This window comes from Pseudoalteromonas sp. NBT06-2, assembly GCF_002276045.1.
Classification (GTDB): Bacteria; Pseudomonadota; Gammaproteobacteria; order Enterobacterales; family Alteromonadaceae; genus Pseudoalteromonas.
The window spans coordinates 38876-65287 of the sequence record NZ_NQMR01000014.1; the positions used below are offsets into that span (position 1 = coordinate 38876).

Sequence of the window (26412 nt, forward strand, 5' to 3'; positions counted from 1 at the left end):
TTTATCACTCTTTAATTTACATAAACTTTAGTTAATTTAAAGTTTAAAAATTTTAAAATTCTTAAAATACGAATGGGGGCTAAAGCCCCCATTCATTCATTTTGAAATTACTAAAAATTATAGTGAGCGTTGAACTTCAACAATTTCAAATACTTCAATTTGATCGCCAACTTTAACATCGTTGTAGTTCTTAACACCGATACCACATTCCATACCGTTTCGAACTTCTTGAACATCATCTTTAAAGCGACGTAGTGACTCAAGTTCACCTTCGTATATAACAATATTATCACGTAAAACGCGAATTGGGCTACTACGTTTAATTGTACCTTCAGTAACCATACAACCTGCGATGGCACCAATCTTAGGAGACTTAAATACATCACGAACTTCAGCAAGACCAATGATCTCTTGCTTAAATTCCGGTGCTAACATACCAGACATTGCTTGTTTAACTTCTTCAATCAATGCGTAGATAACACTGTAGTAACGTAAATCTAAGTTCTCTGTTTCAATTACTTTACGAGCTGAAGCATCAGCACGTACATTGAAACCAACTACGATTGCATTTGAAGCAGCAGCAAGTGTTGCATCAGTTTCAGTGATACCACCGACACCAGTACCAACAATTTTAACTTTAACTTCATCGGTTGAAAGTCTCAATAATGAATCAGTAATTGCTTCAATTGAACCTTGTACATCAGCTTTAAGTACAACATTAACTTCAGAAACATCACCTGAAGTCATATTTGCAAACATATTTTCAAGCTTCGCTTTTTGTTGACGAGCAAGTTTAACATCACGGAATTTACCTTGACGATAAAGTGCAACTTCACGCGCTTTCTTCTCATCTTTAACAACAGTCGCTTCATCACCTGCAGCTGGAATACCTGATAAACCTAAGATTTCAACTGGAATTGCAGGACCTGCAGAAGTTATATCTTTACCATTTTCATCACGCATAGCTCTTACACGGCCATATTCTTGACCACATAAAACAATATCGCCTTTATTCAAAGTACCTTCTTGAATAAGTACAGATGCAACTGGACCACGACCTTTATCTAGACGAGATTCAATAACAACACCAGCAGCCATACCTTCCTTCGATGCTGTAAGTTCTAACACTTCAGATTGTAATAATATTTGCTCTAGTAAAGAATCAACATTCTCACCTGTTTTAGCTGAAATGTGAACAAATGGTACATCACCACCCCATTCTTCAGGTATAACATCATGTTGAGAAAGTTCGTTCTTAACGCGATCTGGATCTGCGCCTTCTTTATCTATCTTATTAACAGCAATGATAAGTGGTACTTCAGCAGCTTTAGCATGCTGAACAGCTTCAACGGTTTGCGGCATAACACCATCATCAGCTGCAACGACTAATACTACGATATCTGTTGCTTTTGCACCACGAGCACGCATTGATGTGAATGCCGCGTGACCTGGAGTATCTAAGAACGTAATCATACCGTTTTCAGTATCTACATGATATGCACCGATATGCTGCGTAATACCACCAGCTTCGCCGTCAGCTACTTTAGCTTTACGGATGTAATCAAGTGTTGAAGTTTTACCATGATCAACGTGCCCCATTACGGTAACAACAGGCGCACGAGATTCTTTATGACCTGCTTCGCCACGATCTGAAAGAACATGCGTTTCTAATTCATTTTCTTTAACGAGAACAACTTTAAAGCCCATTTCTTCTGCAACAAGTTGTGCAGTTTCTTGGTCGATGATTTGGTTAATTGTAACCATATCACCCATTTTCATCATCGCTTTTACAACTTCAACACCTTTAACTGACATTCTGTCAGCTAAATCAGCAACACTGATAGTTTCGCTGATACGAACATCTTTTGTTTTAACTTCACCAGTTGGTTTTGTAAAACCATGTTGTAATGAAGTTGGCGCTTTAAGTTTAGCTTTACCACGACCTTTACCACGTAAAGTAGTTTGAGCAGCAGGCTTTTTCTTCTTGCGACGACGATCACTTTTAGCTTCTTTAGCTTCAGTTTCATCTTCTGCAGCACGCGCAGCAGTTGAAGTGGTTACGTGTAAATCAGCTGTTGCTTCAGCTTTTTTACGCGCTTCTTCTTCAGCTTTCCAACGCGCTGCATTTTCTTCAGCAAGTTTACGCGCAGCTTCAGAAAGCTTAGCGCCTTCTTCTTCAGCTTTTTTACGTGCAGTTTCATCAGCAATGTTTTGAATACGCTGTGCTTCTTGGCGCTCTTTTGCAATTCGTTGCGCCTCTTCTTTACTTACAACCTTTTTAGGTTGTGCAGCAGCTTTACGCGCAGCTAATGCTTTTTCTTTCGCTTCTTGCTTCGCTTTAACTTCCGCTTCATGCTTTAATTTTGCAGCCGCTTCAGGGTTCGCTTTTTGCTTAGCTGCTAATTCTGCATTTTGCTCAGCTTTTACTGCAGCTTCTTTTTCAACAGCACGTTCAGCCAAGCGCTTTTGTAATGCTTCTGCATCTTTACGGGCTTGCTCTTGCTGTTGTTCTTGTACTGCGCTTTTTTTAGCGTAAGTACGTTTTTTACGAACTTCAACTTGAACTGATTTTTTACCTTTAACGTTTAAAGTACTTTTACTTTTTCGTTGTAATGTCATTTTAGCCGGTTCAGTTGTACCTGTACCACCGTGCTGCTTGCTTAAGTGATCTAGCAAAGTTGTTTTTTCAACATCGGATACACTATCTATATCCGATTTTTTAATACCTGCTTGTGCTAACTGTTTAACCAATTTATCAACAGTTGTGCCTATATCACTGGCTAGCTTTTTTACGCTTACATCTGCCATCTACTTGTTATCTCCGTCAATAAATTATTCGTTAGCGAACCAGCATATATTACGAGCAGCCATTATTAGCTTGCCAGCTTCTTCATCAGGAAGCTCCGTAATCTCTACTAATTCATCAATACCTTGTTCTGCCAAGTCTTCTAAAGTGATTACACCTTTACTCGCCATAACAAATGCTAAATGTTTTTCTAAGCCCTCAAGGGCTAATAAATCTTCAGCTGGATGTGCATCTTCTAATGTTTCTTCAGATGCTAATGCTTTTGTGGTAATTGCTGCTTTTGCACGATTACGCAGCTCTTCAACTGTTTCTTCGTCTAAATCACCAATTTCCATAAATTCTGCTACTGGGATATAAGCAACTTCTTCTAAAGAAGAAAAACCCTCTTCTATTAGTAAAGTTGCAAAGTCCTCGTCTAAATCTAAGTTTTCCGTAAATAACGTCATTAACTTATCTGATTCAGCTTGATTCTTTTCAGCCATATCATCTACAGTCATTACATTTAGTTCCCAACCCGTAAGTTGCGTTGCTAAACGAATGTTCTGACCGTTACGACCGATAGCTTGTGCTAAGTTATCTGATTCAACCGCGATATCCATAGAATGAGTATCTTCATCCATAACGATTGAAGCGACTTCTGCTGGCGCCATTGCATTAATAACAAATTGAGCTGGATTATCATCATATAAAACGATATCAATACGTTCGCCACCAAGTTCTGTCGAAACAGCTTGAACACGAGCACCACGCATACCAACACACGCACCAACTGGGTCAATACGTTTATCATTTGACTTAACAGCTATTTTTGCACGAGAGCCTGGATCACGAGCTCCTGCTTTAATATCAATTGTTTCTTCGCCAACTTCTGGCACCTCAATGCGGAATAATTCAATCAACATTTCAGGTTTTGAACGTGTCACAAATAATTGCGCACCACGTGCTTCAGGTTTTACATCGTAAAGTAAACCACGAACACGATCTCCTGGGCGAAAGTTTTCACGCGGTAACATGTCATCACGGTATATTACTGCTTCAGCATTATTACCTAAATCTAGCATAACAGCTTCACGTGTTGCTTTTTTAACAACACCAGTTACCATTTCTCCGACTTGATCTTGATATGCTTCAACAACTAAAGCGCGCTCAGCTTCACGTACTTTTTGTACTATGACTTGCTTAGCAGTTTGCGTTGTTACACGATCAAATTTGATTGAATCTATTTGATCTTCAATAAATTCACCCAATTTTATCTCTGGCTCTTCATATTGAGCGGCTTCAAAAGTTATTTCTTTAAATGGGTTCTCTAAACAACCTGTTTCTGGATTTGATTCAACAACCATCCAACGACGAAATGTATCGTATTCACCGGTTTTACGGTCAATTGATACTCTTACATCAATGTCACCTTCGTGCTTTTTCTTTGTTGCAGTTGCTAGAGCGATTTCTAAAGCTTCAAAAATCTTCTCTTTTGGAACTGCTTTTTCATTGGAAACGGCTTCCGCTACCAATAATATCTCTTTTGCCATTTTATATGCCTCGCTGCTTTAATTCCTTTATGCTTAATAAAAATTTAGCAGTTAAAATTTAGCAATTATATTTGCTTTTTCGACGTTACCTAGCATGATCATGAAATCAGAACCATCTATAGATAAATTCAACATATCGCCTTCTACCGATATCAAATCGCCCTTAAAATTACGACGACCATCTTGAGGAAGCTTTGTTCTTAACCTAACTTCTTCACCCAGTGCTTTTTTATAATGTTCAAGCTTGAACAAAGGACGATCTATACCAGGAGAAGATACTTCCAAATTGTATTCATTTGTTATTGGATCTTCGACATCTAAAATTGCGCTTATTTGACGACTTACATCAGCACAATTATCAACCGTAATTCCCTCAGCATTTTGTAAATTTTCAATATATACTCGCAAAGTAGAATGCTGGCCAGCTCGAACAAACTCTAGGCCAAGTAATTCAAAACCTAATGCTTCAACGGCAGGTTCTAACATAGCTGTTAAATCTTGCTCTAGCTTAGTCACAAAAATCCTCCATACAGACAAAAAAGGGCTAAGTGCCCACAATAACCAATTACATTAAATAATTGTTTTCACTTATTTAATAAAACTGATATTTATAATGCTTCAGAAACAACAACGCCCCTCTCTAAGGGGCGCACACCTGAAGCATAAAAATGTGTGCCCTCGTGGGCTTGCGTATAAACTTTAATGTTGAATTAAAACACTAAAACGCAAAATGCGCATTACCAGAATGCGCCATAACCATCATTATCAGTGTAAACCGATAATGGCTTGGTTGCGGGAGCTGAAAAAATTTTAATAGCTCAATGAACAAATAAATTTAATTAAATATTCAACACCGCTTTATGATGGCAGGGATTATAATTTCCCGCAGCTAATTTAGCAACCTTTGAATCGCTTATTTTTTAAGATAAAGCTGATGACGCAAATATTTATCAATACCTTTTTAGTCAGGTAAATAAATTTAGTACTCTAATGTATTGAATAAATATATTTTTAAGCATTAGCGATTAAAAATCTATTTTATGATTCAGACTGTTTTTCTACCATTAAATGCATGAGATAGTGTCATCCCATCAACTAAATCTAACTCACCGCCAACGGGCACACCATGTGCAATTCGAGATGCTTTAACTTGATGCTTTTGGCACAATTCAGCAATAAAATGCGCGGTAGTTTCACCTTCTATAGTCGGATTTGTAGCTAGAATGACTTCATTAACGTCGCTTGAAATTAAAACTGTTTCTAATTGGTCTAAACCAATTTCTTTTGGCCCAATACCATCGAGTGGTGATAGATGCCCCATCAATACAAAATAACGACCAATGTATTGACCCGTTTGTTCAATAGCAAGAATATCTGAAGGAGATTCAACAACACATAATAAACCTGAATCAATGCGCTTTACATTTTGACATAAATCACAAATAACCTCTTCGCAGAAAGTACGACATGATTGACAGTGCCCTATCTTTTCCATGGCATTTGTTAATGATTGACCTAATTGGCTGCCACCATGTCTATCACGCTCTAATAAATGAAAAGCAATTCTTTGTGCTGATTTTGGGCCGATACCAGGAAGACATCTTAATGCATCGATTAATTGAGAAAGGCTTGCAGATAATTTCATTGAATTCCATCTTAAGGCTTTAGGTTAAATTAATAAAAACTCTTGTCAATTTACATTGCCAAGAGTTTTTAAGATTAAGTATTGTCTGTCAATACCAAGTTAAAACGGCATTTTCATACCCGGTGGCATTTGCATTCCACCTGTTACTTTAGACATTCTTGATTCGCTTTCTTCTGCTACGCGACGTACAGCATCATTAGTTGCTGCAGCAACTAAATCTTCAATCATATCTTTATCATCTTCCATAAGACTTTCATCAATTTCAACACGACGCACATTATGGTTACCAAGCATAGTCACTTTAACTAAGCCTGCGCCGGCTTCACCAACAACTTCCATTTTAGCTATTTCTTCTTGGGCTTTTTGCATACGCTCTTGCATTTGCTGCGCTTGCTTCATCATGTTGCCCATTCCGCCTTTAAACATATTCTCTACTCTCTATTACATTTAACTAAATTTAAACTGAGCAAAAGATAAGGATTTCTTTTACTGATTACAAGCTTAAATACTTACAATTTACCTCGTACGTACACTCGAATCATCCATTAGTGCATCAAAACGAGAAACAAACTGTGTAATAACAGGATCTTGCTTTAATACTTCAGCTGCATGTTGCAACCTATCTGAATCAATCTTTTGTTGTATAAGGTAAGGTGAATTTTCAACTGTCCCTTCAAACTGTACTTGTAAATTAATCTTTTCATTTAAGACTTGAGATAAACTTGTTTGAAGTTGATCCCGTAACATCTGACTGTCTAGGTGTTGCTGCGATAAATCTACATTTAATAAAATCTGATTATCATTTTTTTGATATATTGAGTGTAAAGCAAACTGACGAATACGCCCACCCAACTCCATTTTATTTATCACATCAGCCCAATGATCTTTTTGATAGGCAAACTTAGTGTCACTCAAAGGGCTAATAAACCCTTCTGGTATTTCTATTACTTGCTTAACGATCTCTTCAACCTGATCTGTTTCACCAGATATTTGCACTAATAGCTCTGGTGCTAAATTTGCAGGGTCTGATTTTATCCTTTCATATATCTTTTGATTATTTATCAATACATTCGGCTTTAGCTCATCCTTTTTCCCTATATTAATTTTGCCCCTTTGGGGCTCAGTCTTTTTTATAACAGGTTCATTCTTAACTAGAGCAACTTGCTCTATATCTGAATTACTCGGCGCTGATAACTGCCCAGCACCTGATATATTTCTATTTGCTAAAATTCGTGCAATAGCTGATTGTGCACCAGACATCATTTTTGAAACATTAACTGACTCTTGAGCAGACTCGTTATTTGATTCTTTATTACCTGAAGGTAAAAGAGGTGCTTCAGTTGTTGTATTTTGTTGAGTGCAACTATATTGGTTTATTTGTTCATCAGCAACGTGCGTGGACTGTAGAATTTGAGCTTCATTTAGTACATCTTGTATTTGTGCATTAATGTCAGCTTCAGTTACATTATCATTTGAATCTTGATATCTATTTTGTTGCTCCAAAGTATTATTCACAGCATGTTCGGAAGACATAACCTGAACTGTATTTTCCACTTGTCTCTGAGTATTTATATCAATATTAGTCTCAGAAACTAGATTCTGTTTTTCCTCTTGCTTTATTGTTGAAGTGTCAGATAAATGATTTTTAGCTATAGGGGGTATCGATTTTGGAGTTATTTCAGTCGCTTTAGGTTTCTCTAGTATTTTTCGTAAATTAGCCATTTTATTACTTTGGCTACTTTTAACGTTTGAACTATCTTTGCTACTTGGAGCTGAAATTATTTGTGTGCTTGGTTCAAATGCAAGCAACCTAAGTAGCACCATTTCAAAACCTAACCTTACTTCTGGCGCCCACAATAAATCTTTTTTACCATTAAGTAATAATTGGTAATAAACTTGAATTTGTTCTGCACTACTTTGCAGGGCTAATTCAGTAATAAACTCTTCATTAGCATCATCTAAATTAGCTGCGCTTGGTACTAATTGGGTCATTAAAATTAAATGTGTCAGCGCCAGTAAGTCATCGAGCACTCGTGCATAGTTTGGATTTTGCAATGATATTTGAGATACAACTTTTAATAAACCTTCACCATCATTACATACAATTGCTACCAATAATTTTTGTGCCCAACTGTTATCCATCAAGCCTAACATGGTCATTATATACCTTGTTTCTAGTTGGCCATTGGTTTGCGCTATTGCTTGATCTGTTAAACTTAAAGCATCACGCATGCTGCCATCAGCTGCTTTTGCTAATAATTTAAGTGCTTCGAAATCAAAATTAAGTTGTTCTTTTTTTAATATTGTTTCTAGTTGAAGCTTTATTTCATTCTGTGTAAGCGCACTGAGATTAAATTGCAAACATCGAGATAAAATTGTGACTGGTAATTTTTGAGGATCTGTTGTCGCAAGTAAAAATTTCACATGTTCAGGCGGCTCTTCTAAGGTTTTAAGCAAAGCATTAAAACTATGCTTAGATAACATATGAACTTCATCTATTAGGTAGACTTTATATCGCCCTCTTGATGGTGCGTATTGTACGTTATCTAAAATTTCTCTGGTATCTTCTACCTTTGTTCTAGAAGCTGCATCAATTTCCAGTAAATCTATATATCTGCCTTCTTCAATATCCAAACAAGTAGAACAAATACCACAAGGTTCTGCTGTAATACCTTGTTCACAATTAAGACTTTTTGAGAATATTCGAGCTATCGTGGTTTTACCTACACCGCGTGTGCCAGTAAATAAATACGCATGATGCAACCTTTGCTGTTCAATACCATTAATTAAAGCCTGTTTAACATGGTTTTGACCCACTAACTGATGAAAATTTTGTGGTCGCCATTTACGTGCAAGAACCTGGTAGCTCATTTATTATTAATCCTTAAGATCATTTTATGGAAGTGATTATTCGCCTTCAAATTCCACTAATTTTAATATATTAATTCCTAAGCTCTTCATTTTTTCTTCACCACCTAATTCAGGTAATGATACAACAAATGCAGCGTCGGTCGCTTTACCACCTAAACGCTCAACTAATTTATAAGTCGCTTCAATTGTACCACCCGTTGCTAATAGGTCATCTACTAATAATACTTTATCACCTACTTCAATTGCATCTGTATGTAGCTCTAAAATATCTTCACCATACTCTAACTGGTAAGCTTGGCTAGTCACGGCTCTTGGTAACTTTCCTGGTTTACGAACGGGCACAAATGGAATCCCTAATGCGTATGACAAAGGTGCACCAAAAATAAAACCTCGCGCTTCCGTACCTATGATCTTTGTAAAACCTCTGTTTTTATAATTATCGGCAAATAAATTAATAACAGCTTTAAAAGCGTCAGGATCAGCCATTAAAGTTGTCACATCACGAAACATAATGCCAGGTTTTGGGTAGTTAGGAACAGTTGCTATGCTTGATTTTATTTTATTAATGATTGACTGTGTCATTTTTGACTCTAGAAATTTTATAACTCATTAAGCGTATTATACCAAAGCCACTTCAAGATGCGAGTTTCAGATGGAATTAAAATATACCTTAACAAATAACGTTCAGTGTACAAAACTCTTGCTATTTACCATATTTCAGACACAAAAAAACGGTTTATTGCTAAACCGGATTTTTTAATATTTGGTGCGGAGATGGGGCGGGACTTGAACCCCCATACTCTAAAGCCCCCCCCTCAAGAACACTTACTAAAACGCCATAAAAAACGACTAAACGTAAATCTGTAATGATCAACTATATCTGGAAAGTTTTAACCACCCTTTTCATTTCCTGATATTTTTGATGTGGTGTTATATAATTTAAATCTGAATGATGTCGTTTTAATTATAAAAACGAATTTAGAAATAGTTGCATCTTCAATATTAGTTATTGCTGCAATTCAATTATTAGCTTGGTTTTTAAGCAGCTATTGGAACAAAGGTAATAACTTATTAATGGCTAAAAATTTTCCATCCACAAAAAGAAAAAGTAGTTTCTATACTAGAAAAATCACTGATTTTGTCACTCCAAGTAAATTAGTATTAGCCTTATTAAGTTATGGAGTAACATTCATTCTTGTTTTTTATATTGCCTTTGAAGAACGATGGTTTGAGAACTCAAATAAGGCATTGCTACTAGGGGCTGTTGATCTTTCAGGGTTAAATTTTGTTCGAGATAAAAGCATTTTAGTCGCGGCGAGTAGTGTGTAGCTTAGTCATTCTAAGTAAATACGACTCAACAAAGAATAAAATGCTTTTAGCCGAATCCTTCGGACAGCGTTTGTTGGGCATTTTTACTGCGTTATCGCCTTTTTATGTGGCACAACCACATGACAAAGCCTCTGCCTTGTATAAATGCCCAACAATTCGCTGCAAAAGTAATCTCGAAAGATCAACAGCCCCTAATACTATTGAATACTTCGATGGTTAGTTACTTAGCATGGCTATTATTTAATCGCTTATATGGTAAGAAAAAAACATTTTATTACCAATGATAATCATTTAAAACTTATTGCAGAAAAATGTAAAAATTTACCTATTATCTTATTCTGTAAAGTATTTTTATAACGGGTATTTCTCTTATGAGAACATTTGATTTCGTATTAGTGTGATTTCGTATTAGTGTGATTTCGTATTAGTGTTTCGTATTAGTGTGATTACCAAACTTAATCTGGCATTTTTGAACACTAGAGTGCGATATCTTCCGACAATCGACTAAAAGCTCATAGTTGACGTAACAACATGAAAAGCTTAATCTCAGCTTAGAGTGATAAACGGAACATGAGCAGTAGAAATTAGAAATGAATTTAAATGCCAAACCTTACCTTCAAGGGATAGATTTAAAGAGAGATAAAATTGAAAACATGGAGGACTTTCCTTTTTCAATTCCTACTATTAAAGGGCTAGATTATTTAGAATTTCACCCTGATGTAACTTTTTTTGTTGGTGAAAATGGTGCAGGTAAATCTACATTAATAGAGGCTATTGCCTCAGCTATGGGCTTAAATCCAGAAGGCGGTAATAAAAACACGACATTTGCCACTGAGAAAACGCACTCAAACCTAGGTGATTATTTAAAAACATATAAAAGCTTCAAAAAACCCAAAGATTATTATTTCCTCCGTGCAGAAAGCTTTTATAACGTAGCTACATACATGGATAACTTAGTTCCGCCACCAATTCAAGGATATGGCGGGAAATCTCTGCACCAACAATCCCATGGTGAGTCTTTTATGGCTACTATTAAAAATAAGTTAAAAGGTAATGGTTTATATATTATGGATGAGCCAGAAGCCGCTCTTTCACCTAACCGACAACTAGAAGCTATATCTGTCATTCATCAGTTAGTTGAAAATGGTTCTCAACTGATTATTGCAACTCATTCGCCAATATTACTTGCTTATCCAAGAGCTAAGATTTACTTCTTTAGCCAAGCTGGGATTCATGAAACTTCGTACCAAGATACTGAACATTTCGAAGTAACCAAAAATTTCCTGAATCGTCACGAGCAAATGTTGAAAATTTTGATGTCTGAATAAGTTAGCCTTACTTCTGCTCTTGACACAAAGAACTAAACCGCTCTGCGGTAATGGTGCTAACTTCCAGCTTCAGTATTCGTAACATATTATCTTTTTCCACTCTAATATTTGAGGCATCTTGCCTCACTTAAAATGGAGAAACTCTCATGAACATCAGTCAATATTTTTCAGAACCACTTCTCACCGTATTAATCAAGATATGATCATGCGTAAGCTTGCCACTAAAACTCAAATTGCTTAGGCACAGGTAAAATCAATAAGAATAAAAAAACGATGCAGCCTTGATGAGCTGCTTTCTGAGTACATCGATTATGCCACTTTATATTGATCCAGCTATATAACGTTTAATAACACGATCATGGAAGGTTCGATAAACTTAACGACCATTCGCTGTTCCTAAAGAAGACCTTAATCTTTTCAACCAGTAACGTCAACAATACGCACAAAAGTAATATTCGTAATAATACAAACAGCTAACTAAGTTCTTTTCCATCAGAACACTTGAAACAACAAGCTTTAGATACTTCCCCTAACATTTACAACCAGAATATATTATTCAGATTAAGTGTATTGATTTGATGGTTTGGTGGGTATTTTAAAATCGAACAATTGAATGGCATATCAGATTAAAGATATAAATTTTATCGAACTTCAAAACAAACATAATATTAATTTCAGGAAAATAACTACAGAGTTAGCCAACCTTCTCAGGAATAATTAGCAACCAATTAGCAATCAAACGGAAAAGGCCGATTCATCACGAATCGGCCTTTAAATGTCTATTTGTATAAGTTTAGTGGTGCGGATGGGGGGACTTGAACCCCCACGACCTAAGTCACCAGCCCCTCAAGCTGACGCGTCTACCAATTCCGCCACATCCGCGCAATACTAAACTATACTATCTATTTTACTAAGTTAACTTGCTTATTTTGAGGAAAATAAACCTACTTAGCTTTTAAATCCGCAATCCCTTCTAGGTTGCCTGTCTACCAATTTCACCACATTCGAATTTTATTCTCTAAGGTTACTTCGGTACGTCTGAACCTTTATTTTCAGTAGCTGTCGGTACATCTTCAGTACCTGGAGCTAGTTGAGTTTCAACAGCTGGTACTGTTGATAAATCTGACCATTCATCTGTTTTTTTAATTTGTCCTGCTGTCAAATTACCTAAAACGATGCTTAATACAAAAAATACACTTGCTAAAACTGTTGTTGTTTTAGTCATAAAGTTACCAGCACCACTTGAACCAAATACGGTTGCAGATGCGCCAGCTCCAAAAGATGAGCCCATATCTGCGCCCTTGCCCTGTTGGATTAAAACCATGCCGATTAAAGCCAAAGCGGTAATTAAATAAACTACTAAAAATATTTCGTACATCTTATGCGTTCCTTTGGGCACTATTACAGATATTAACAAATGCATCTGGTTTTAGGCTTGCGCCACCAATCAAACCGCCATCTATATCTGCTTGTGCAAACAACAATTCGCTATTTTGATCATTAACACTTCCACCATATAGAAGTGCAATGTTTTGTGACACAACAACATCTAAAGCTGCTATCTCATCTCGTATAAATTTGTGCACTTTTTGTGCTTGTTCGGGGGATGCTGTTTTACCAGTACCAATAGCCCAAACGGGCTCGTATGCTATCACAGAATTAACAAGTGCTGCTACACCTAATTTATTAATTACTGCATTTATTTGTTCAGACACCACAGATTCAGTTATACCCTGCTCTCTTTGCTCTTCACTTTCACCTACACATAGAATAGGTATTAAATTATATTTTTGTGCTTTTTCAAATTTAGCAGCAACATCATCATTTGACTCACCATAAATACTACGGCGTTCAGAATGACCAACTAAAGTATATTTACACCCTATTTCAGAAACTAACTTTGCATCTACCTCTCCAGTAAATGCGCCAGGTTCTTCATGAGATACAGTTTGAGAACCAGCATTAATGCCAACCTCTAATACTTTAGATAAAAGCGGAAAAGGAGGAAAAATTAATACATCAATATTATTATTTGACGCGCTTTTCAATGTATCTGCCATTTTACTGACTAGCTCAACAGAGCCATTCATTTTCCAATTGCCAGCTACGATTGGTTTACGGGATGCCATTTTAGCCTCTTTTTAAGTTACCAATAAATAAAGCGGGCGAATCTTAACGTGACTAGCCCGTTGTTTCAAGTAATTATCTAGTTCAAGCGCTTTGATTGCTCACAGATTCAACAACTTCTGCTATTTTTTTCGAATAATCGAAAACTTGTTTTTCATGTTCAGCTTCAACCATTACTCGGATCACAGGTTCAGTTCCAGACTTTCTTAATAAAACTCTTCCCTTGCCTGCCAGCAATTCTTCAACTTCTTGAACTGCTTCTATTACTTGAGGGTTAATTGTTGGATCAGTACCTTTATGATAACGGACATTAATCATATTCATAGGGTATTTCACAAAACCTTTGCCTAAATCCTCTAAAGTTTTGTTTTGTGCAATCATTGCAGCCAAAATTTGCAAACTAGATATTATACCGTCGCCAGTTGAAGTCAGCTCTAAATTCAAAATATGTCCTGAACTTTCACCGCCTACTTTCCAACCTTTTTGTTTGAGCAACTCCATTACATAACGGTCACCTACTTTGGAACGCTCAAACTGAATCCCTTTTTCTTTTAAAGCATTCTCAAGGCCCATATTAGACATCACAGTGCCAACAACGCCTCCGCCTAATGTGTTTGTTTCAAAAGCTTGGCTAGCTATGATATAAACTATGTCATCACCATCAAATACACGACCTTTATGATCAACCATCATGACACGATCACCATCACCGTCATATGCAATACCTACGTCTGCTTTTGTTTCAAGTACTTTGCGAACTAACGCTTCAACATGAGTGGCACCACATTTTTCATTAATGTTGATGCCATCAGGCTCACATGCGTAAGTAACGACTTCTGCACCTAGCTCTTCCAATACTGAAGGTGCTATATGATAGGTTGCACCATTGGCACAATCAACTACAACCTTAAGACCATCTAATGATAATGTCTGTGGGAACTGGCTTTTACAAAATTCAATATAACGACCATCAGCATTATCTAAACGTTTAGCTTTACCTAGCTGCTCAGATGAAACACATGTCATTGTTTCGTCTAACATAGCCTCCATTTCAAGTTCAACTTTATCATCTAATTTAAGACCCTTACTTGAAAAGAACTTAATACCATTATCATAATATGGATTATGAGATGCACTGATCACGATACCCGCTTCAGCGCGAAAAGTTTCCGTTAAATATGCAACAGCAGGTGTTGGCATAGGGCCTAATAAAACAACATCAATGCCCGCAGCAATTAAACCTGCTTCTAATGAAGTTTCAAGTAAATAGCCTGAAATACGAGTATCTTTACCTATTATTACTTTTTGTGTACCAGATTTAGCAAGTACTTTACCTGCAGCCCAACCAAGCTTAAGTGCAAATTTAGGTGTAATTGGGTATTCACCAACTAAACCGCGTACACCATCGGTGCCAAAATATTTTCTATCCGACATTCACTTTTCCTTTCTTATCTAAACCTTTTTCACATGCTTGCCATACTTTTAACACATCAAATGTTTGTGCGACATCATGTACTCTAATTATTTTCGCACCTTTTTGAGCGGCTATAAGCGCACCAGCTAAGGACCCAGCTAATCTCTCATTAGTATCTCTATTTAATAAATTTCCAATCATAGACTTTCGAGATAAACCGGCTAAAATTTCACAGCCTATCGTTTTAAAAACATCTATTTTGTTTAAGATTTCATAGTTGTGTGCCAAGGTTTTACCAAAACCAAATCCAGGATCTAATATGATTTGTTTTTTATCTATTCCATGAGTTTCACACGCTTTGATTCTTTGGAAAAAAAAATCATTTATATCTGACATTAAATCACTATAACTTGGCGCACTTTGCATTGTTCGTGGTTGCCCTTGCATATGCATTATACATACAGGTACATTTAAACTTGCTGCGGTTTGTAAAGCATCAGGCTCTTGTAGCGCTCTGACATCATTAATAAAGTCAGCACCGACATCAACGGCTTTCGCCATTACTTGTGCTTTGCTTGTATCTATAGAAATGACACAATCTGATTTTTTTCTGAGTGCTTTAATAACTGGAATAACACGGTTTAATTCATCAACTACTGATACATTAGCTGCACCTGGACGAGTTGATTCTCCGCCAATATCAATAATAGTTGCACCTTGCTCAATTAATTCTAGGGCTTTATTGACAGCGCTATCATATGTTATATGGTTGCCACCATCCGAAAAAGAGTCTGGGGTAACGTTAAGAACCGCCATTATATGCGGGTGGCTAAGATCGAGTTCTCTGCCTCTGGGTAGTTTTAAAATAGACATAATTCACATCATTGCTATGAAAACTTTAATTTTCAACATAATAAAAAACCCCGATGTTTCGGGGTTTTTTGTTTTACTTATTCTACAGATTTATTATCTGTATCATCAAGCTTTGATTCATCTTTTTTCTCAGGTTCTTCCCTTACCTTTATGTCAGGTTTTTCTGAGGGTTTTGATTTTTTATCATCTCTCGATTGTTGCTTTTGATCATGTAAATCTCTTGGCTCTCTGACTGGCTTTCTAGCCATCAAATCATCAATTTGACCCGCATCAATTGTTTCGTATTTCATCAGACAATCTTTCATAGCATGTAGAACATCAATATTATCTTTTAATATTTGCTCTGCTCTTTGATAGTTACGATCTGAGAAATCGCGTATTTCTGCATCAATTAATTGAGCTGTATCAGCAGACATACTATTTGATTGAGATGTGGTTTTACCTAAAAAAACTTCACCTTCTTCTTTTGCATAAAGAAGTGGTCCTAGTTTATCACTTAAACCCCATTGAGTTACCATTTTACGTGCAATATCTGTTGCACGTTCAATATCATTTGATGCTCCGGTTGAAACACGATCTGAGCCATAAATAATATCCTCAGCAATACGACCACCATAAAGGCTCGAAATCATCGATTCTAATAAACGCTTAGAATGACTTATACGGTCTTTTTCTGGTAAGTACATAGTCACACCTAAAGCACGACCTCTAGGAATAATAGATACTTTATAAACCGGATCATGATCTGGTACTAAGCGTCCTACGATTGCATGTCCTGCTTCATGATAAGCAGTCATTTCTTTCTCTTCTTCGCTCATAACCATAGACTTACGTTCTGAGCCCATCATTATTTTATCTTTAGCAGCATCAAACTCAGCCATATTAACAACACGTTTATTATTACGTGCTGCAAATAATGCAGCTTCATTTACAAGGTTCGCTAAATCAGCACCAGAAAATCCAGGTGTTCCACGCGCTATTACCTCAGCTTCGACATCATCTCCTAAAGGTACTTTACGCATATGAACTTTAACAATTTGCTCACGACCTCTGATATCAGGTAAACCAACAACAACTTGACGGTCAAAACGACCTGGACGAAGTAATGCTGGATCTAAAACGTCTGGACGGTTAGTAGCCGCAATAACAATGATACCTTCATTACCTTCAAAACCATCCATCTCAACTAACATTTGGTTTAATGTTTGCTCACGCTCATCATGCCCCCCCCCCATACCAGCACCACGTTGGCGACCTACAGCATCGATTTCATCAATAAAGATAATACAAGGAGATGCTTTTTTAGCTTGCTCAAACATATCACGAACACGAGATGCCCCAACACCAACAAACATTTCCACAAAGTCAGAACCTGAAATTGCAAAGAATGGTACTTTCGCTTCACCAGCAACAGCTTTAGCTAATAGCGTTTTACCTGTTCCTGGAGGTCCTACCATAAGTACACCTTTAGGAATACTGCCACCTAGTTTTTGATATTTGCTTGGATCACGCAAGAAATCAACCATTTCGGTCACATCTTCTTTCGCTTCATCACATCCTGCAACATCTTTAAAGGTGACTTTAATTTGGTCTTCGCTCATCAAACGTGCTTTACTTTTACCAAATGACATCGCGCCTTTACCGCCACCGCCTTGCATTTGTCGCATGAAGAAAATCCACACACCAATAAGCAATAGCATAGGAAACCAAGAGATGAAGATACTTGCTAAGAAAGATTGCTCCTCAGGAAGTTTACCAACTACATTCACACCATTTTTCAATAGATCATTCAGTAAATCCTCATCATGCATAGGAACTACTGTTTCAAAACGCTCACCATTTCCTTTTATACCTGTGATGATGCCTTGAGTACGATCCACCTGAACTTCACGTACTGCTTTTGTACGCACATCAGATACGAATTGAGAATAGCTCATTTGGCGATCTGAAGATCCACCAGGATTAAAGCTTTGAAACACCGACATTAAAACAACGGCGATGACTAACCACAATATTAGATTTTTGACCATATCACTCAAGAAGTTAACCTCTTGTTTCCAATTAAATTAAAATTACCAACAGTAGAATATCTTAATGTACTACAGTTTGTATCCTGTAGCTACTATATATACTTCTCGTGAACGTGCTCTAGACGAATCAGGCTTTCTAATTTTGACCGTGTTAAAGCTCGCTCTTACAATTTTTACAAATTGCTCAAATCCTGCACCTTGAAATACTTTTACTGCAAAACCTCCATTTTTTTTTAATACTTGATGACACATATCCAAAGCCAGCTCAACTAAGTACATACAACCGGATTGATCAACCGATAAATTACCACTAAAATTTGGCGCCATATCAGATAAAACTAAATCTACATTTTTACCATCAATTCTTGTAAGTAGCGCATTAAGCACGCCCTCATCTCTGAAATCGCCTTGTAAGAAGTCAACACCAGCAATCGGATCCATAGGTAAGATATCACAGGCAATCACAGTGCCATCCATACCAGCATGTTCTACACAATATTGTGACCAACCTCCAGGAGCCGCCCCTAAATCTACTACGGTAGCGCCCTTTTTGATTAGTTTATCTTTTTGTTGTAGCTCTTCAAGCTTAAATACAGCACGAGATCTAAAACCTCTTTTTTTCGCTTCATTTACATAATAGTCATCAAAATGCTCTTTCATCCAGCGTTGCGAACTAGCTGACTGCTTCTTATTTGTCATCTTTTTGCTCAATTATATTATTTAACAAAATACTCAACATATTAGTATTATTTAATAGATGGCGGTAGAATACTCATAATTCAAGCTTTATCCAGTGAAAAATGTAACATTATGAAATTATCAAACAAACAAAAGCAATTTTTAAAAGGCGAAGCACATAGCCTTAAACCCGTTGTATTACTAGGTTCTAACGGCCTAACTGAAGGTGTAATTGTTGAAATTCAAAGCGCTCTTGAAATACACGAATTAATTAAAGTCAAAGTTCCGACGGATGATCGCGAAACTAAAAAACTTATTTTTGATGCAATTATTCGAGAAACTGGTGCTGAAAAACTACATACAATTGGACATACAGTTGTTTTATACCGCCAAAGCGTTGAGAAAAAGATTCAATTACCTCGTAAGTAATTTAAAAATTTCAATAAAAAAGGTTAACTTAAGTTAACCTTTTTTATTTTAGGGTATTAAATCACATACTTTAAAATTATACGATATATCCTTTATTAACTAAATTTATATCAAAATATGAATCAAATTGTTTATATCTTATCGGTCGCAGCAAATAACTGAACACTCATAAAACATTAACGAATCAATACTGATTTCATACCATATCCTTATTTTTATATTCTAAAAGTACACGATCAATAAAATCTGTTGTGAGTTCATTAATTAAACCTGTTTCAGCATTTAACATTAAACTAAACCCGATATTAAGCCTGGGTAATATTACGATATCTGCACGATAACCTTGAACCCAACCGCTATGGTAATACATTTTCTCACCAGCATAGTCATATATTCGCCAACCTAATCCATAATGTGCTTTTTTTAAATTATTTCGCCAAACACGTCGCTTTAATTCTTTATTTGTTTTTGTATAAGTAAAAACTTGTTGAGATAAAACCATATCATTTAATACATTAGGGTATGACCCTAGTTGTGCTTTAAGCCATTGCACCATATCGGATGCACTTGCATTGACTCCTGCTGCAGGTTCAACTTTATAATAGTTTTGTTTAAGTTTTGCTGTATGCCATCTTTTACGTCCACGTACATGTGGATGAGCATAATCTTCGTCAGCTACCATAGCTTGGTAACCAACACTTGCGTTTTTCATATTCAAAGGTTTAAATAAAAATTGGTTCAACCACTCATTATAACTTAATCCCGTACTTTGTTCTGTAATATTCCCAATTAAACTAAACATCACATTTTGATAACCATAACATCTTCCCGGTATACATAACGGTTCTACATCGGTTAGTTTATTAACGATATCAGGATATTTCATTCTAGATTCGATTAAATTGTCATAAGCATTAGGTACTAAACCACTTGAATGGCTTAATAAATGATAAATTTTTAAAGACTCATCAAAATTTGAAAAGTGCACGCCTTGTAAATATTTATCTACAGGATCATTGAGTGAAAAGGCGCCTTGCGCGGCCAACTTAGAAGCTAAGGAACCTGCAAATGTTTTTGAAATAGAAGCGAGCCTAAATCGAGTCTGCTCAGTGATCGGTTGGCCATTTTTTAATTTTGTAACTCCGAAGCCTAGCGCAATTGAAAGTGAATTTGGTTTCACTATTGCTAAAGCAGCGCCTGGAATTGCTTTTTTATTCAGTGATTTTTTTAAATGCTTAATATAAGACTCTGTTAACCCATTCCATTTTTGTGTATTACCCTGAGAATAAAAACTAATTAAAACAACACACAATGTAAAAATATACTGCATTCCACTCTCTAAAATAATATAAGTTCATTTACAATTTTATCACATCAATAAATGAAAGGGCACAATCTCTTTATGATCAGCCATTAGATAACTTTAATACTCTAGGGTATAATTGACTTTTTAGTACCTATTTATTATTTGGGTATATATTTTCTTTCAGGGAACAGCATGCGTTTATTGATAGTTACCAGTTTTATGATTTTATTATTTGGATGCCATCTAACAAAACCTTTAGCGCCATTATTAGAAATGCCAAAAGTACCACAATTGAATTATCAAAAATTTCAAATTGAATATATTAAAACTGAACAAGAAAAACTATCTTCATTACAAATAAAATCAGTTCAATTACCCGCTCACCAAATAACCAAAAAGCAAACTATTGCATTTGATTTATCTAAAGCAGAGGTAAGCTATGATTTAGCTAGAATATTTAATGAGCAATTTAAAAAAATAGATCTAAAGCCTGTTTCAGATACAATTAATACTGAATATAAACTGACATTAAATAAAATCACCCATAAGATAGGCGCTCAAGTTCATTTTGAATTAAAAAATAAAAGTAGGATGAAAGGCATAGTTGATAACAAATTGATAGCTAAAATGTGTGACTCTATGGATACTATTATTAGTTTGCGTTTAACGCATACAAAATCAGGGGATGTGGTTTGGTTTGCGCAAAGTGAAATTAACAGCTCAAACTACCCCACGACACCATTAAGTTTTAAATTTAACTTCTATGAAATAATTAACAATAAAAAACAAATTAGTTTATTTATTACCAATCATAATACTGAAGAAGCCAGAATTATACGAGCACAAACTCCTGTATCAATTCCTAGCTATATAATTTCGACTCATTCCAGTGATTTAGTTAAAGTTTCTGGAGTATGTTCACAAACTGAAGCTAATGATTTAGCAGAAAAAATCAGCCAATATCTTATTAAGAATTTAGTGAATAAACTTAAAATAAGTGATATATATATGTGATCCTACATTTTCTTACAGTCACAACACAATATTTCACAATATAATAACAACTGCTAAATACTTAAAATGCGAAAAGGTTTCTATGTTAAAGGGTCTTTCAATCAAAACTTTATTAAAAATACTCTGTTTAACAATTTGGTTAAGCCCCATAGTCACCCATGCAAGTAATAGACTCTATGCCGACAATGACTTAGAGCCTATAAAAGGTTTTTCTTGGGATTGGAGCTTTGGCGCAGGTATTTATATCCAAGACTCTTACCTACTTGGTAGCGACTCAACAGAAAATGGTAAAAATTTAAATCTTAATCTCGCTTTATCTTACAATAACTTTTATTTAGACATAGATAATAGCCAGTTAAGCGGTAAAGGTGCCTTAATTATTGGTTATAGCGTGATAGATAAATATGATTGGGGCCTAGATATTATAGCCAGCAATTTTCAATCCGGTTTTGATGAAAACGGCATCTATAATACAAACGATTTAATACCTGAACTTGAAGGTATAACACCCCGAGAATATGACTTTGATGCGGGTATACGCTTATCTCGAAGTTACAAAGACACACAACTTTCTTTTGAATTATTAAATGATATTTCAGGAGCACATGGCGGTTGGTTATTCAATACATATTTAAGCCATATTCGCGTATGGAAAAACTGGGAATTTCGCTCAGTTGCAGGCTTAAATTTCTATTCCGAAAACTTCACACAATACTATTATGGCATCACTCCTAAAGAAGCTAAAAGTGACAGAACACTCTATAGCCCGGGCAATAGCTACAGCGTGTTAATTGAGTTTCATGCCGAGTATCCATTAACGGAAGATTGGGTGTTTATGGGCGGTATATTATCTACAAAATTTTCTAGTGCTATAGGAAGTAGCCCTATTATTTCTCAAAGTTATCAACATAAAGCCAAGGTAGGCGTTCGATATGTATTTTAGAAGTATAAACTATCTCTACTTATTAACAGCACTACTGCCTTTTAAAACATTAGCAGAGGTCAATTTGAACGAAATTGATCATTTTGCTGTTACGCCTAATAAATGCATTGCTTTACGAAAAGGGAGACCTTGCTACGCGATTGTTTCTGTTAATTGGAAAAAATTAAACATTGGAAACTACTGTCTTAGAAATAGTAAAAGCAAACAAATTATGCAATGTTGGACTGCTCAAAACGCAGGTATTTATCAATATGAATTTAATTCTGAAAAAAATCAAAGTTTTGAATTAGTTAATACTAAAACGGGTCATGTGTCTGGAAAAGCAGGGATAAAAGTTCATTGGGTGTATACCAATAAACAAAAGAAGCGAAGATGGCGGCTTTTTTAATGACACTGCGCATGCAAATGACTTTAAATAATTTAAAAATGGAGCAAAAAAATGACTAATTTATCTACAAATGGATACGGTAAAATTTTATTAGTTGAAGATGATCTTTCATTAGCGGATTGGGTAAATAATTATCTTGTAGAGCAAGGGTTTGAAGTCATAATGTGCCATAGAGGTGATCATGTTGTAAAACTTGTGAACAAACATAACCCCTCTTTAATTCTGCTAGATATCATGTTGCCTGGTATGGATGGTATCAGTGTTTGTAGAGAGCTTAGAAATTTTTATCAAAAACCAATATTATTACTCACAGCTAAAGGTGAAGAAGTTGATGAGGTAATAGGGTTAGAGGTTGGAGCCTCCGATTATATAATCAAACCCGTACGTCCTAGAGCTTTATTAGCTCGAATAAAATCGGCACTACGTAGTGAAACGACTCAAGCTCAACAGTCAGAAAAAATAGTTGAAATAAATGTTGGCTGTTTGCATATAGATTTAAAAGCTCGCAATGTCATGCTTGATGATAAAAAAATAGCCATTTCCAATGCTGAATTTTCATTATTAAGCTTTTTAGCATCACATGCTGGTGAAGTTGTTGATAGAGATTCAGTTTTTAAAGCAACTAAAGGTAGAGAGTATGATGGCCTAGATAGAAGTGTTGATGTTTTAATTTCTGCACTGAGAAAAAAGTTTGGTGATGATCCGCAAAACCCTCAAAAAATCAAAACAATTTGGGGTCAAGGATATTTATTAGTGGATGATGCTTGGTAAATGAAAAAACTTTATATCTCCCTTTTACTCAGTGCGTTTATTTCCTTATTTGCTTTAGGTTGGTTAATTGATACATTTAGTCAATCGAGTTCAAACTCAGAAGATGACTTTTCTTGGCAAAAAGCCATGATGAAAGGCTTTACTGCTCAGATTGCACATATAGAAGAGAAAGACAGAGTAGATAAATCAACACAGTTAGGTATTCACTTCAATCAAGATTTAACTTATCGTAAAAATATAGAGTTAGCGTTACCTCCTAGTTTATTATCAAAACTTTACCTTCCGGGAGGTTTAGTGTTAGAAGATGATTTAGGCTTTTATTTACTTAAATCTTCTCCAGAATTTATAGACGCACATCTTGAACTGAGACTGACAAAACAAGTAACGGTATCAAAAAAATTAGATCTACTTTTAACTTTAAGCTTTTACGTAGGTGTCTGTTTACTAATGTGGGTATGGCTTTCGCCATTAACAAAAAGATTGAGTATACTCAACGATGCCTCTCAAAAATTTGCCAGTGGCAACTTATCTGCTCGTATAAAAATCAGTAAATTCACCTATATTTATGATGTTGAAGCAGCATTTAATCGCATGGCTGCACAAATTCAAAAACTGATTGAAGAAAATAAATTATTAGCTTCAAGTATGTCTCATGATATCCGTACTCCAGTTGCATGTTTAAGGTTTGGACTTGATGCCGCTTTAGATACACAAGATAATGCAAAAAAAGATCGTTATCTAGAGAGAATGGAAACTGATTTAGACCAAATGGAATGTATGCTCAATAGCTATCTAGAATTTGCGACATTAGAAAAAAACTCTTATCAAATATCAGTCACCCCTGTTGATTTAAAACCATATTTAAATAACTTAATTCAGCAAATTAAACCTAAATTGGATAACAAAGGCTTAATTGCGTATGTCGAGTGTGATGCCATTGAACTTAATGCTGATTTGCATTGGTTGGCACGCGCAATTATAAATTTATTAAGCAATGCCTGTGACTTTGCACAAAGTAAAATTCAAATTAATGCAACAACAGATATTACAAGATTAATCCTCTCTATCGAAGATGATGGCCCAGGTATCGCACCTGAAAATTGGCAATCTGTATTCACTCCTTTCTTTAAAGAACAAACACATAGAGACCGCAGCAATAAAAGTTATGGTTTAGGGTTAGCTATTACAGCAAAAGTAGCTGACTGGCATTTTGGTACGATTAAGGTAGATCAATCTCCAAACTTATTAGGTGCAAGATTTACAATTAAAATTCCATTAAAGCCGTCCATCAGTGTAAATAACTTCAAATAATGGCTTTGTAATCTCCCCTTTACATAAAAACAAAATAAAAAATTTAAAACCTTTATAAACAATAACTTATATTTAAAAGAATAATGTAGTATCAATATTTGTTCAATACTCTTTTTTTTATTCTGCTATTTTGAGGCAGAACAAAACTATTTAGGCTTTTTATTCTTTAATATTTAAAGTAAATTGTTAGCGATATATATAATTAAAAACAACCGTTACTTAATCAAAGAGAATTAAAACAATATGAGCACAAATCGTGGGGAGTTTACCTCCCGTTTCGGATTTATTATGGCGGCAGCAGGATCTGCTGTTGGTCTTGGTAATATATGGGGCTTTCCTACACAAACTGCTTCCAATGGTGGTGCTGCATTTGTGTTAGCTTATTTAATATTAGCTTTCTGCTTAGCATACCCTGCTTTTATGGCTGAGCTCGTTATAGGTCGCTATGGCAGAGCAAATGCCGTTACCTCATTAAGAAAAATGTCTAACAAAAAGTGGCAACATCAATTTTCATTTGTAATTGGTTTTGGTGGTATTTTATGTGCAGCCCTTATTTTAAGCTTTTACGGCATCATTGCCGGTTGGATGATGTCTTACACCATAGAGCCTATTACAACGATGACTGGATTTACAGATGCAAGTACATGGCTGACGAGTCAAAGCACAATACCCAGTTTAATATTTACAACAATATTTATGAGCTTAACCGTTTATATCATTCGTAGCGGTGTACAAAATGGCATAGAAAAATGGTCAAAGCGTTTAATGCCTATGCTCATACTTTTACTCATATGTTTAATTATTTATCTAATGACCTTAGAAGGTGCAAGTGAAGGCCTAAATGCATATTTAAACCCAGATTTTACTAAAATATTTGAACCCCAATTACTGATCAGTGCTTTAGGACAAGCATTCTTTTCTTTATCGCTTGGTACCAGTGTTATGATCATATATGGCTCTTATATCAGTAAAAAAGAAAACCTTGTTACTTTAGGCGCACAGGTTACATTAATTGATGTTTCAATCGCATTTTTAGCTGGTTTACTTGTGATCCCAGCAATGTATGTTGCTCAAGCACAAGGACTTCAAATATTTGCCGAAAATGGTAGTTTAATATCAGGTCCTGATCTTGTATTCACCGTGTTGCCAAGCTTATTTGATGGTATGGGTTTTATGGGATCATTTGTTGCCTTAGCTTTCTTTGCTTTAATGAGCATAGCCGCCTTAACCTCTTCAATTTCAATGTTAGAAGCCCCTGTTTCTTATGTTGTTGAGAGGTTCAATTTACCAAGAAATAAAGCCACTCTAATCACCAGTTTAATTATTTTAACGATTAGTATAGTGATTATTTTTAACATGCAAACACTATTTAGTTTTGTTGTGACGCTTGCAACTGAATACGGACAACCCATTATTGGTATGTTCTGCTGTATCTTTATTGGCTGGATTTGGCATAGAAGTAAAATCATTAAAGAATTAAAAAATGGCTATGAAGATTTAGAGCAAAGTTTATTCTGGAAGATATGGCCTTGGTACGTTAAGTTTATCTGTCCTTTATGTATCTCATTAGTATTTCTTAACGCTGTACTTTAGCAGTACATTGTTTAAGGCAAACAAGTA

24 protein-coding genes and 1 tRNA gene are annotated in these 26412 nt (G+C 35.6%); 10 read left to right on the forward strand and 15 right to left on the reverse strand.

From position 1 onward, the window contains the following. Window positions 1-117: 117 nt before the first annotated feature. The 7 genes from infB to apt all read right to left on the reverse strand — a co-directional run bounded on the left by infB (window position 118) and on the right by apt (window position 9433). Window positions 118-2808: a translation initiation factor IF-2 gene (gene infB, locus CJF42_RS04360; protein ID WP_095365511.1), complete on the reverse strand. Its 2691-nt coding sequence runs from the start codon at window positions 2806-2808 to the stop codon at window positions 118-120. Window positions 2809-2832: 24 nt separating this feature from the next. Then, a complete protein-coding gene (gene nusA, locus CJF42_RS04365) occupies window positions 2833-4335 on the reverse strand; it encodes a transcription termination factor NusA (protein ID WP_095365512.1) in 1503 nt (500 codons plus the stop codon). 51 nt (window positions 4336-4386) lie between these two features. Further along, the gene (gene rimP / locus CJF42_RS04370) at window positions 4387-4851 is read right to left on the reverse strand and encodes a ribosome maturation factor RimP (protein ID WP_095365513.1); all 465 of its coding nucleotides are present in this window, start codon (window positions 4849-4851) and stop codon (window positions 4387-4389) included. Window positions 4852-5380: 529 nt separating this feature from the next. After that, the gene (gene recR / locus CJF42_RS04375; protein ID WP_095365514.1) at window positions 5381-5980 is read right to left on the reverse strand and encodes a recombination mediator RecR; all 600 of its coding nucleotides are present in this window, start codon (window positions 5978-5980) and stop codon (window positions 5381-5383) included. A 99-nt stretch (window positions 5981-6079) separates the two neighbouring features. Continuing rightward, window positions 6080-6406 carry a YbaB/EbfC family nucleoid-associated protein gene (locus CJF42_RS04380; RefSeq protein WP_095365515.1) on the reverse strand — a complete coding sequence of 109 codons (327 nt, stop codon included), beginning with the start codon at window positions 6404-6406 and terminating at the stop codon, window positions 6080-6082. A 90-nt stretch (window positions 6407-6496) separates the two neighbouring features. Further along, complete coding sequence (gene dnaX, locus CJF42_RS04385) at window positions 6497-8851, reverse strand: DNA polymerase III subunit gamma/tau (protein ID WP_095365516.1); 2355 nt, start codon at window positions 8849-8851, stop codon at window positions 6497-6499. A gap of 36 nt (window positions 8852-8887) precedes the next feature. Then, window positions 8888-9433: an adenine phosphoribosyltransferase gene (gene apt / locus CJF42_RS04390; RefSeq protein WP_095365517.1), complete on the reverse strand. Its 546-nt coding sequence runs from the start codon at window positions 9431-9433 to the stop codon at window positions 8888-8890. A 342-nt stretch (window positions 9434-9775) separates the two neighbouring features. On the opposite strand from apt, the gene CJF42_RS04395 reads away from it, so the two are divergent. The 3 genes from CJF42_RS04395 to CJF42_RS04405 all read left to right on the forward strand — a co-directional run bounded on the left by CJF42_RS04395 (window position 9776) and on the right by CJF42_RS04405 (window position 11508). Further along, window positions 9776-10180, forward strand: a complete 405-nt coding sequence (locus tag CJF42_RS04395) for a hypothetical protein (protein ID WP_095365518.1) — start codon at window positions 9776-9778, stop codon at window positions 10178-10180. Continuing rightward, on the forward strand, window positions 10173-10400 hold the full coding sequence (locus CJF42_RS28420; protein WP_095365519.1) for a hypothetical protein: 228 nt from the start codon (window positions 10173-10175) through the stop codon (window positions 10398-10400). Before CJF42_RS04395 ends, CJF42_RS28420 begins: the two co-directional genes overlap by 8 nt. A gap of 370 nt (window positions 10401-10770) precedes the next feature. Further along, window positions 10771-11508 carry an AAA family ATPase gene (locus CJF42_RS04405; protein WP_095365520.1) on the forward strand — a complete coding sequence of 246 codons (738 nt, stop codon included), beginning with the start codon at window positions 10771-10773 and terminating at the stop codon, window positions 11506-11508. A 797-nt stretch (window positions 11509-12305) separates the two neighbouring features. Here the strand turns inward: CJF42_RS04405 and CJF42_RS04410 are convergent. From CJF42_RS04410 to rlmE, 7 genes are all read right to left on the reverse strand, one after another. Continuing rightward, window positions 12306-12390: transfer RNA gene (locus CJF42_RS04410), tRNA-Leu, on the reverse strand. Window positions 12391-12532: 142 nt separating this feature from the next. Continuing rightward, entirely contained in the window at window positions 12533-12886 is a 354-nt protein-coding gene (secG, locus tag CJF42_RS04415) for a preprotein translocase subunit SecG (protein WP_095365521.1), read from the reverse strand. A 1-nt stretch (window position 12887) separates the two neighbouring features. Beyond that, the gene (tpiA, locus tag CJF42_RS04420; RefSeq protein WP_095365522.1) at window positions 12888-13637 is read right to left on the reverse strand and encodes a triose-phosphate isomerase; all 750 of its coding nucleotides are present in this window, start codon (window positions 13635-13637) and stop codon (window positions 12888-12890) included. Between the two features lie 82 nt (window positions 13638-13719). Next, window positions 13720-15069 carry a phosphoglucosamine mutase gene (glmM, locus tag CJF42_RS04425; protein ID WP_095365523.1) on the reverse strand — a complete coding sequence of 450 codons (1350 nt, stop codon included), beginning with the start codon at window positions 15067-15069 and terminating at the stop codon, window positions 13720-13722. Continuing rightward, window positions 15059-15922 (reverse strand): dihydropteroate synthase, encoded by an 864-nt coding sequence (gene folP / locus CJF42_RS04430; protein ID WP_502694772.1) that lies wholly within the window; start codon window positions 15920-15922, stop codon window positions 15059-15061. The genes glmM and folP overlap by 11 nt, the downstream gene beginning before the upstream one ends. Window positions 15923-15999: 77 nt before the next feature. Beyond that, window positions 16000-17952 (reverse strand): ATP-dependent zinc metalloprotease FtsH, encoded by a 1953-nt coding sequence (gene ftsH, locus CJF42_RS04435; protein ID WP_095365525.1) that lies wholly within the window; start codon window positions 17950-17952, stop codon window positions 16000-16002. 69 nt (window positions 17953-18021) lie between these two features. After that, entirely contained in the window at window positions 18022-18651 is a 630-nt protein-coding gene (rlmE, locus tag CJF42_RS04440; protein ID WP_095365526.1) for a 23S rRNA (uridine(2552)-2'-O)-methyltransferase RlmE, read from the reverse strand. 111 nt (window positions 18652-18762) lie between these two features. On the opposite strand from rlmE, the gene yhbY reads away from it, so the two are divergent. Continuing rightward, window positions 18763-19059, forward strand: a complete 297-nt coding sequence (gene yhbY / locus CJF42_RS04445) for a ribosome assembly RNA-binding protein YhbY (protein ID WP_095365527.1) — start codon at window positions 18763-18765, stop codon at window positions 19057-19059. A 196-nt stretch (window positions 19060-19255) separates the two neighbouring features. Here yhbY and CJF42_RS04450 read toward each other — a convergent pair whose 3' ends face one another. Continuing rightward, on the reverse strand, window positions 19256-20389 hold the full coding sequence (locus CJF42_RS04450) for a serine hydrolase domain-containing protein (protein ID WP_095365528.1): 1134 nt from the start codon (window positions 20387-20389) through the stop codon (window positions 19256-19258). A 168-nt stretch (window positions 20390-20557) separates the two neighbouring features. Between CJF42_RS04450 and CJF42_RS04455 the strand changes: the two genes are divergently transcribed. The 6 genes from CJF42_RS04455 to CJF42_RS04480 all read left to right on the forward strand — a co-directional run bounded on the left by CJF42_RS04455 (window position 20558) and on the right by CJF42_RS04480 (window position 26385). Next, window positions 20558-21379, forward strand: coding sequence for a hypothetical protein (locus CJF42_RS04455; protein ID WP_095365529.1), 822 nt, complete (start codon window positions 20558-20560; stop codon window positions 21377-21379). An 82-nt stretch (window positions 21380-21461) separates the two neighbouring features. Further along, complete coding sequence (locus CJF42_RS04460; RefSeq protein WP_095365530.1) at window positions 21462-22322, forward strand: MipA/OmpV family protein; 861 nt, start codon at window positions 21462-21464, stop codon at window positions 22320-22322. Next, a complete protein-coding gene (locus tag CJF42_RS04465) occupies window positions 22312-22710 on the forward strand; it encodes a DUF3019 domain-containing protein (protein WP_095365531.1) in 399 nt (132 codons plus the stop codon). The genes CJF42_RS04460 and CJF42_RS04465 overlap by 11 nt, the downstream gene beginning before the upstream one ends. Window positions 22711-22761: 51 nt before the next feature. Beyond that, a complete protein-coding gene (locus tag CJF42_RS04470; protein ID WP_095365532.1) occupies window positions 22762-23481 on the forward strand; it encodes a response regulator in 720 nt (239 codons plus the stop codon). Next, entirely contained in the window at window positions 23482-24792 is a 1311-nt protein-coding gene (locus CJF42_RS04475) for an ATP-binding protein (RefSeq protein ID WP_095365533.1), read from the forward strand. Window positions 24793-25035: 243 nt separating this feature from the next. Next, the gene (locus CJF42_RS04480; RefSeq protein ID WP_095365534.1) at window positions 25036-26385 is read left to right on the forward strand and encodes a sodium-dependent transporter; all 1350 of its coding nucleotides are present in this window, start codon (window positions 25036-25038) and stop codon (window positions 26383-26385) included. Window positions 26386-26412 lie beyond the last annotated feature (27 nt).

What these genes read in the sequence shown, in the direction of transcription:
- infB (WP_095365511.1), bottom strand. Translation starts at nt 2,808, where the DNA reads ATGGCAGATGTAAGCGTAAAAAAGCTAGCCAGTGATATAGGCACAACT.
- nusA (WP_095365512.1), bottom strand. Translation starts at nt 4,335, where the DNA reads ATGGCAAAAGAGATATTATTGGTAGCGGAAGCCGTTTCCAATGAAAAA.
- recR (WP_095365514.1), bottom strand. Translation starts at nt 5,980, where the DNA reads ATGAAATTATCTGCAAGCCTTTCTCAATTAATCGATGCATTAAGATGT.
- CJF42_RS04380 (WP_095365515.1), bottom strand. Translation starts at nt 6,406, where the DNA reads ATGTTTAAAGGCGGAATGGGCAACATGATGAAGCAAGCGCAGCAAATG.
- dnaX (WP_095365516.1), bottom strand. Translation starts at nt 8,851, where the DNA reads ATGAGCTACCAGGTTCTTGCACGTAAATGGCGACCACAAAATTTTCAT.
- apt (WP_095365517.1), bottom strand. Translation starts at nt 9,433, where the DNA reads ATGACACAGTCAATCATTAATAAAATAAAATCAAGCATAGCAACTGTT.
- CJF42_RS04405 (WP_095365520.1), top strand. Translation starts at nt 10,771, where the DNA reads ATGAATTTAAATGCCAAACCTTACCTTCAAGGGATAGATTTAAAGAGA.
- secG (WP_095365521.1), bottom strand. Translation starts at nt 12,886, where the DNA reads ATGTACGAAATATTTTTAGTAGTTTATTTAATTACCGCTTTGGCTTTA.
- tpiA (WP_095365522.1), bottom strand. Translation starts at nt 13,637, where the DNA reads ATGGCATCCCGTAAACCAATCGTAGCTGGCAATTGGAAAATGAATGGC.
- glmM (WP_095365523.1), bottom strand. Translation starts at nt 15,069, where the DNA reads ATGTCGGATAGAAAATATTTTGGCACCGATGGTGTACGCGGTTTAGTT.
- folP (WP_502694772.1), bottom strand. Translation starts at nt 15,922, where the DNA reads ATGTCTATTTTAAAACTACCCAGAGGCAGAGAACTCGATCTTAGCCAC.
- ftsH (WP_095365525.1), bottom strand. Translation starts at nt 17,952, where the DNA reads ATGGTCAAAAATCTAATATTGTGGTTAGTCATCGCCGTTGTTTTAATG.
- rlmE (WP_095365526.1), bottom strand. Translation starts at nt 18,651, where the DNA reads ATGACAAATAAGAAGCAGTCAGCTAGTTCGCAACGCTGGATGAAAGAG.
- yhbY (WP_095365527.1), top strand. Translation starts at nt 18,763, where the DNA reads ATGAAATTATCAAACAAACAAAAGCAATTTTTAAAAGGCGAAGCACAT.
- CJF42_RS04450 (WP_095365528.1), bottom strand. Translation starts at nt 20,389, where the DNA reads ATGCAGTATATTTTTACATTGTGTGTTGTTTTAATTAGTTTTTATTCT.
- CJF42_RS04455 (WP_095365529.1), top strand. Translation starts at nt 20,558, where the DNA reads ATGCGTTTATTGATAGTTACCAGTTTTATGATTTTATTATTTGGATGC.
- CJF42_RS04460 (WP_095365530.1), top strand. Translation starts at nt 21,462, where the DNA reads ATGTTAAAGGGTCTTTCAATCAAAACTTTATTAAAAATACTCTGTTTA.
- CJF42_RS04465 (WP_095365531.1), top strand. Translation starts at nt 22,312, where the DNA reads ATGTATTTTAGAAGTATAAACTATCTCTACTTATTAACAGCACTACTG.
- CJF42_RS04470 (WP_095365532.1), top strand. Translation starts at nt 22,762, where the DNA reads ATGACTAATTTATCTACAAATGGATACGGTAAAATTTTATTAGTTGAA.
- CJF42_RS04475 (WP_095365533.1), top strand. Translation starts at nt 23,482, where the DNA reads ATGAAAAAACTTTATATCTCCCTTTTACTCAGTGCGTTTATTTCCTTA.
- CJF42_RS04480 (WP_095365534.1), top strand. Translation starts at nt 25,036, where the DNA reads ATGAGCACAAATCGTGGGGAGTTTACCTCCCGTTTCGGATTTATTATG.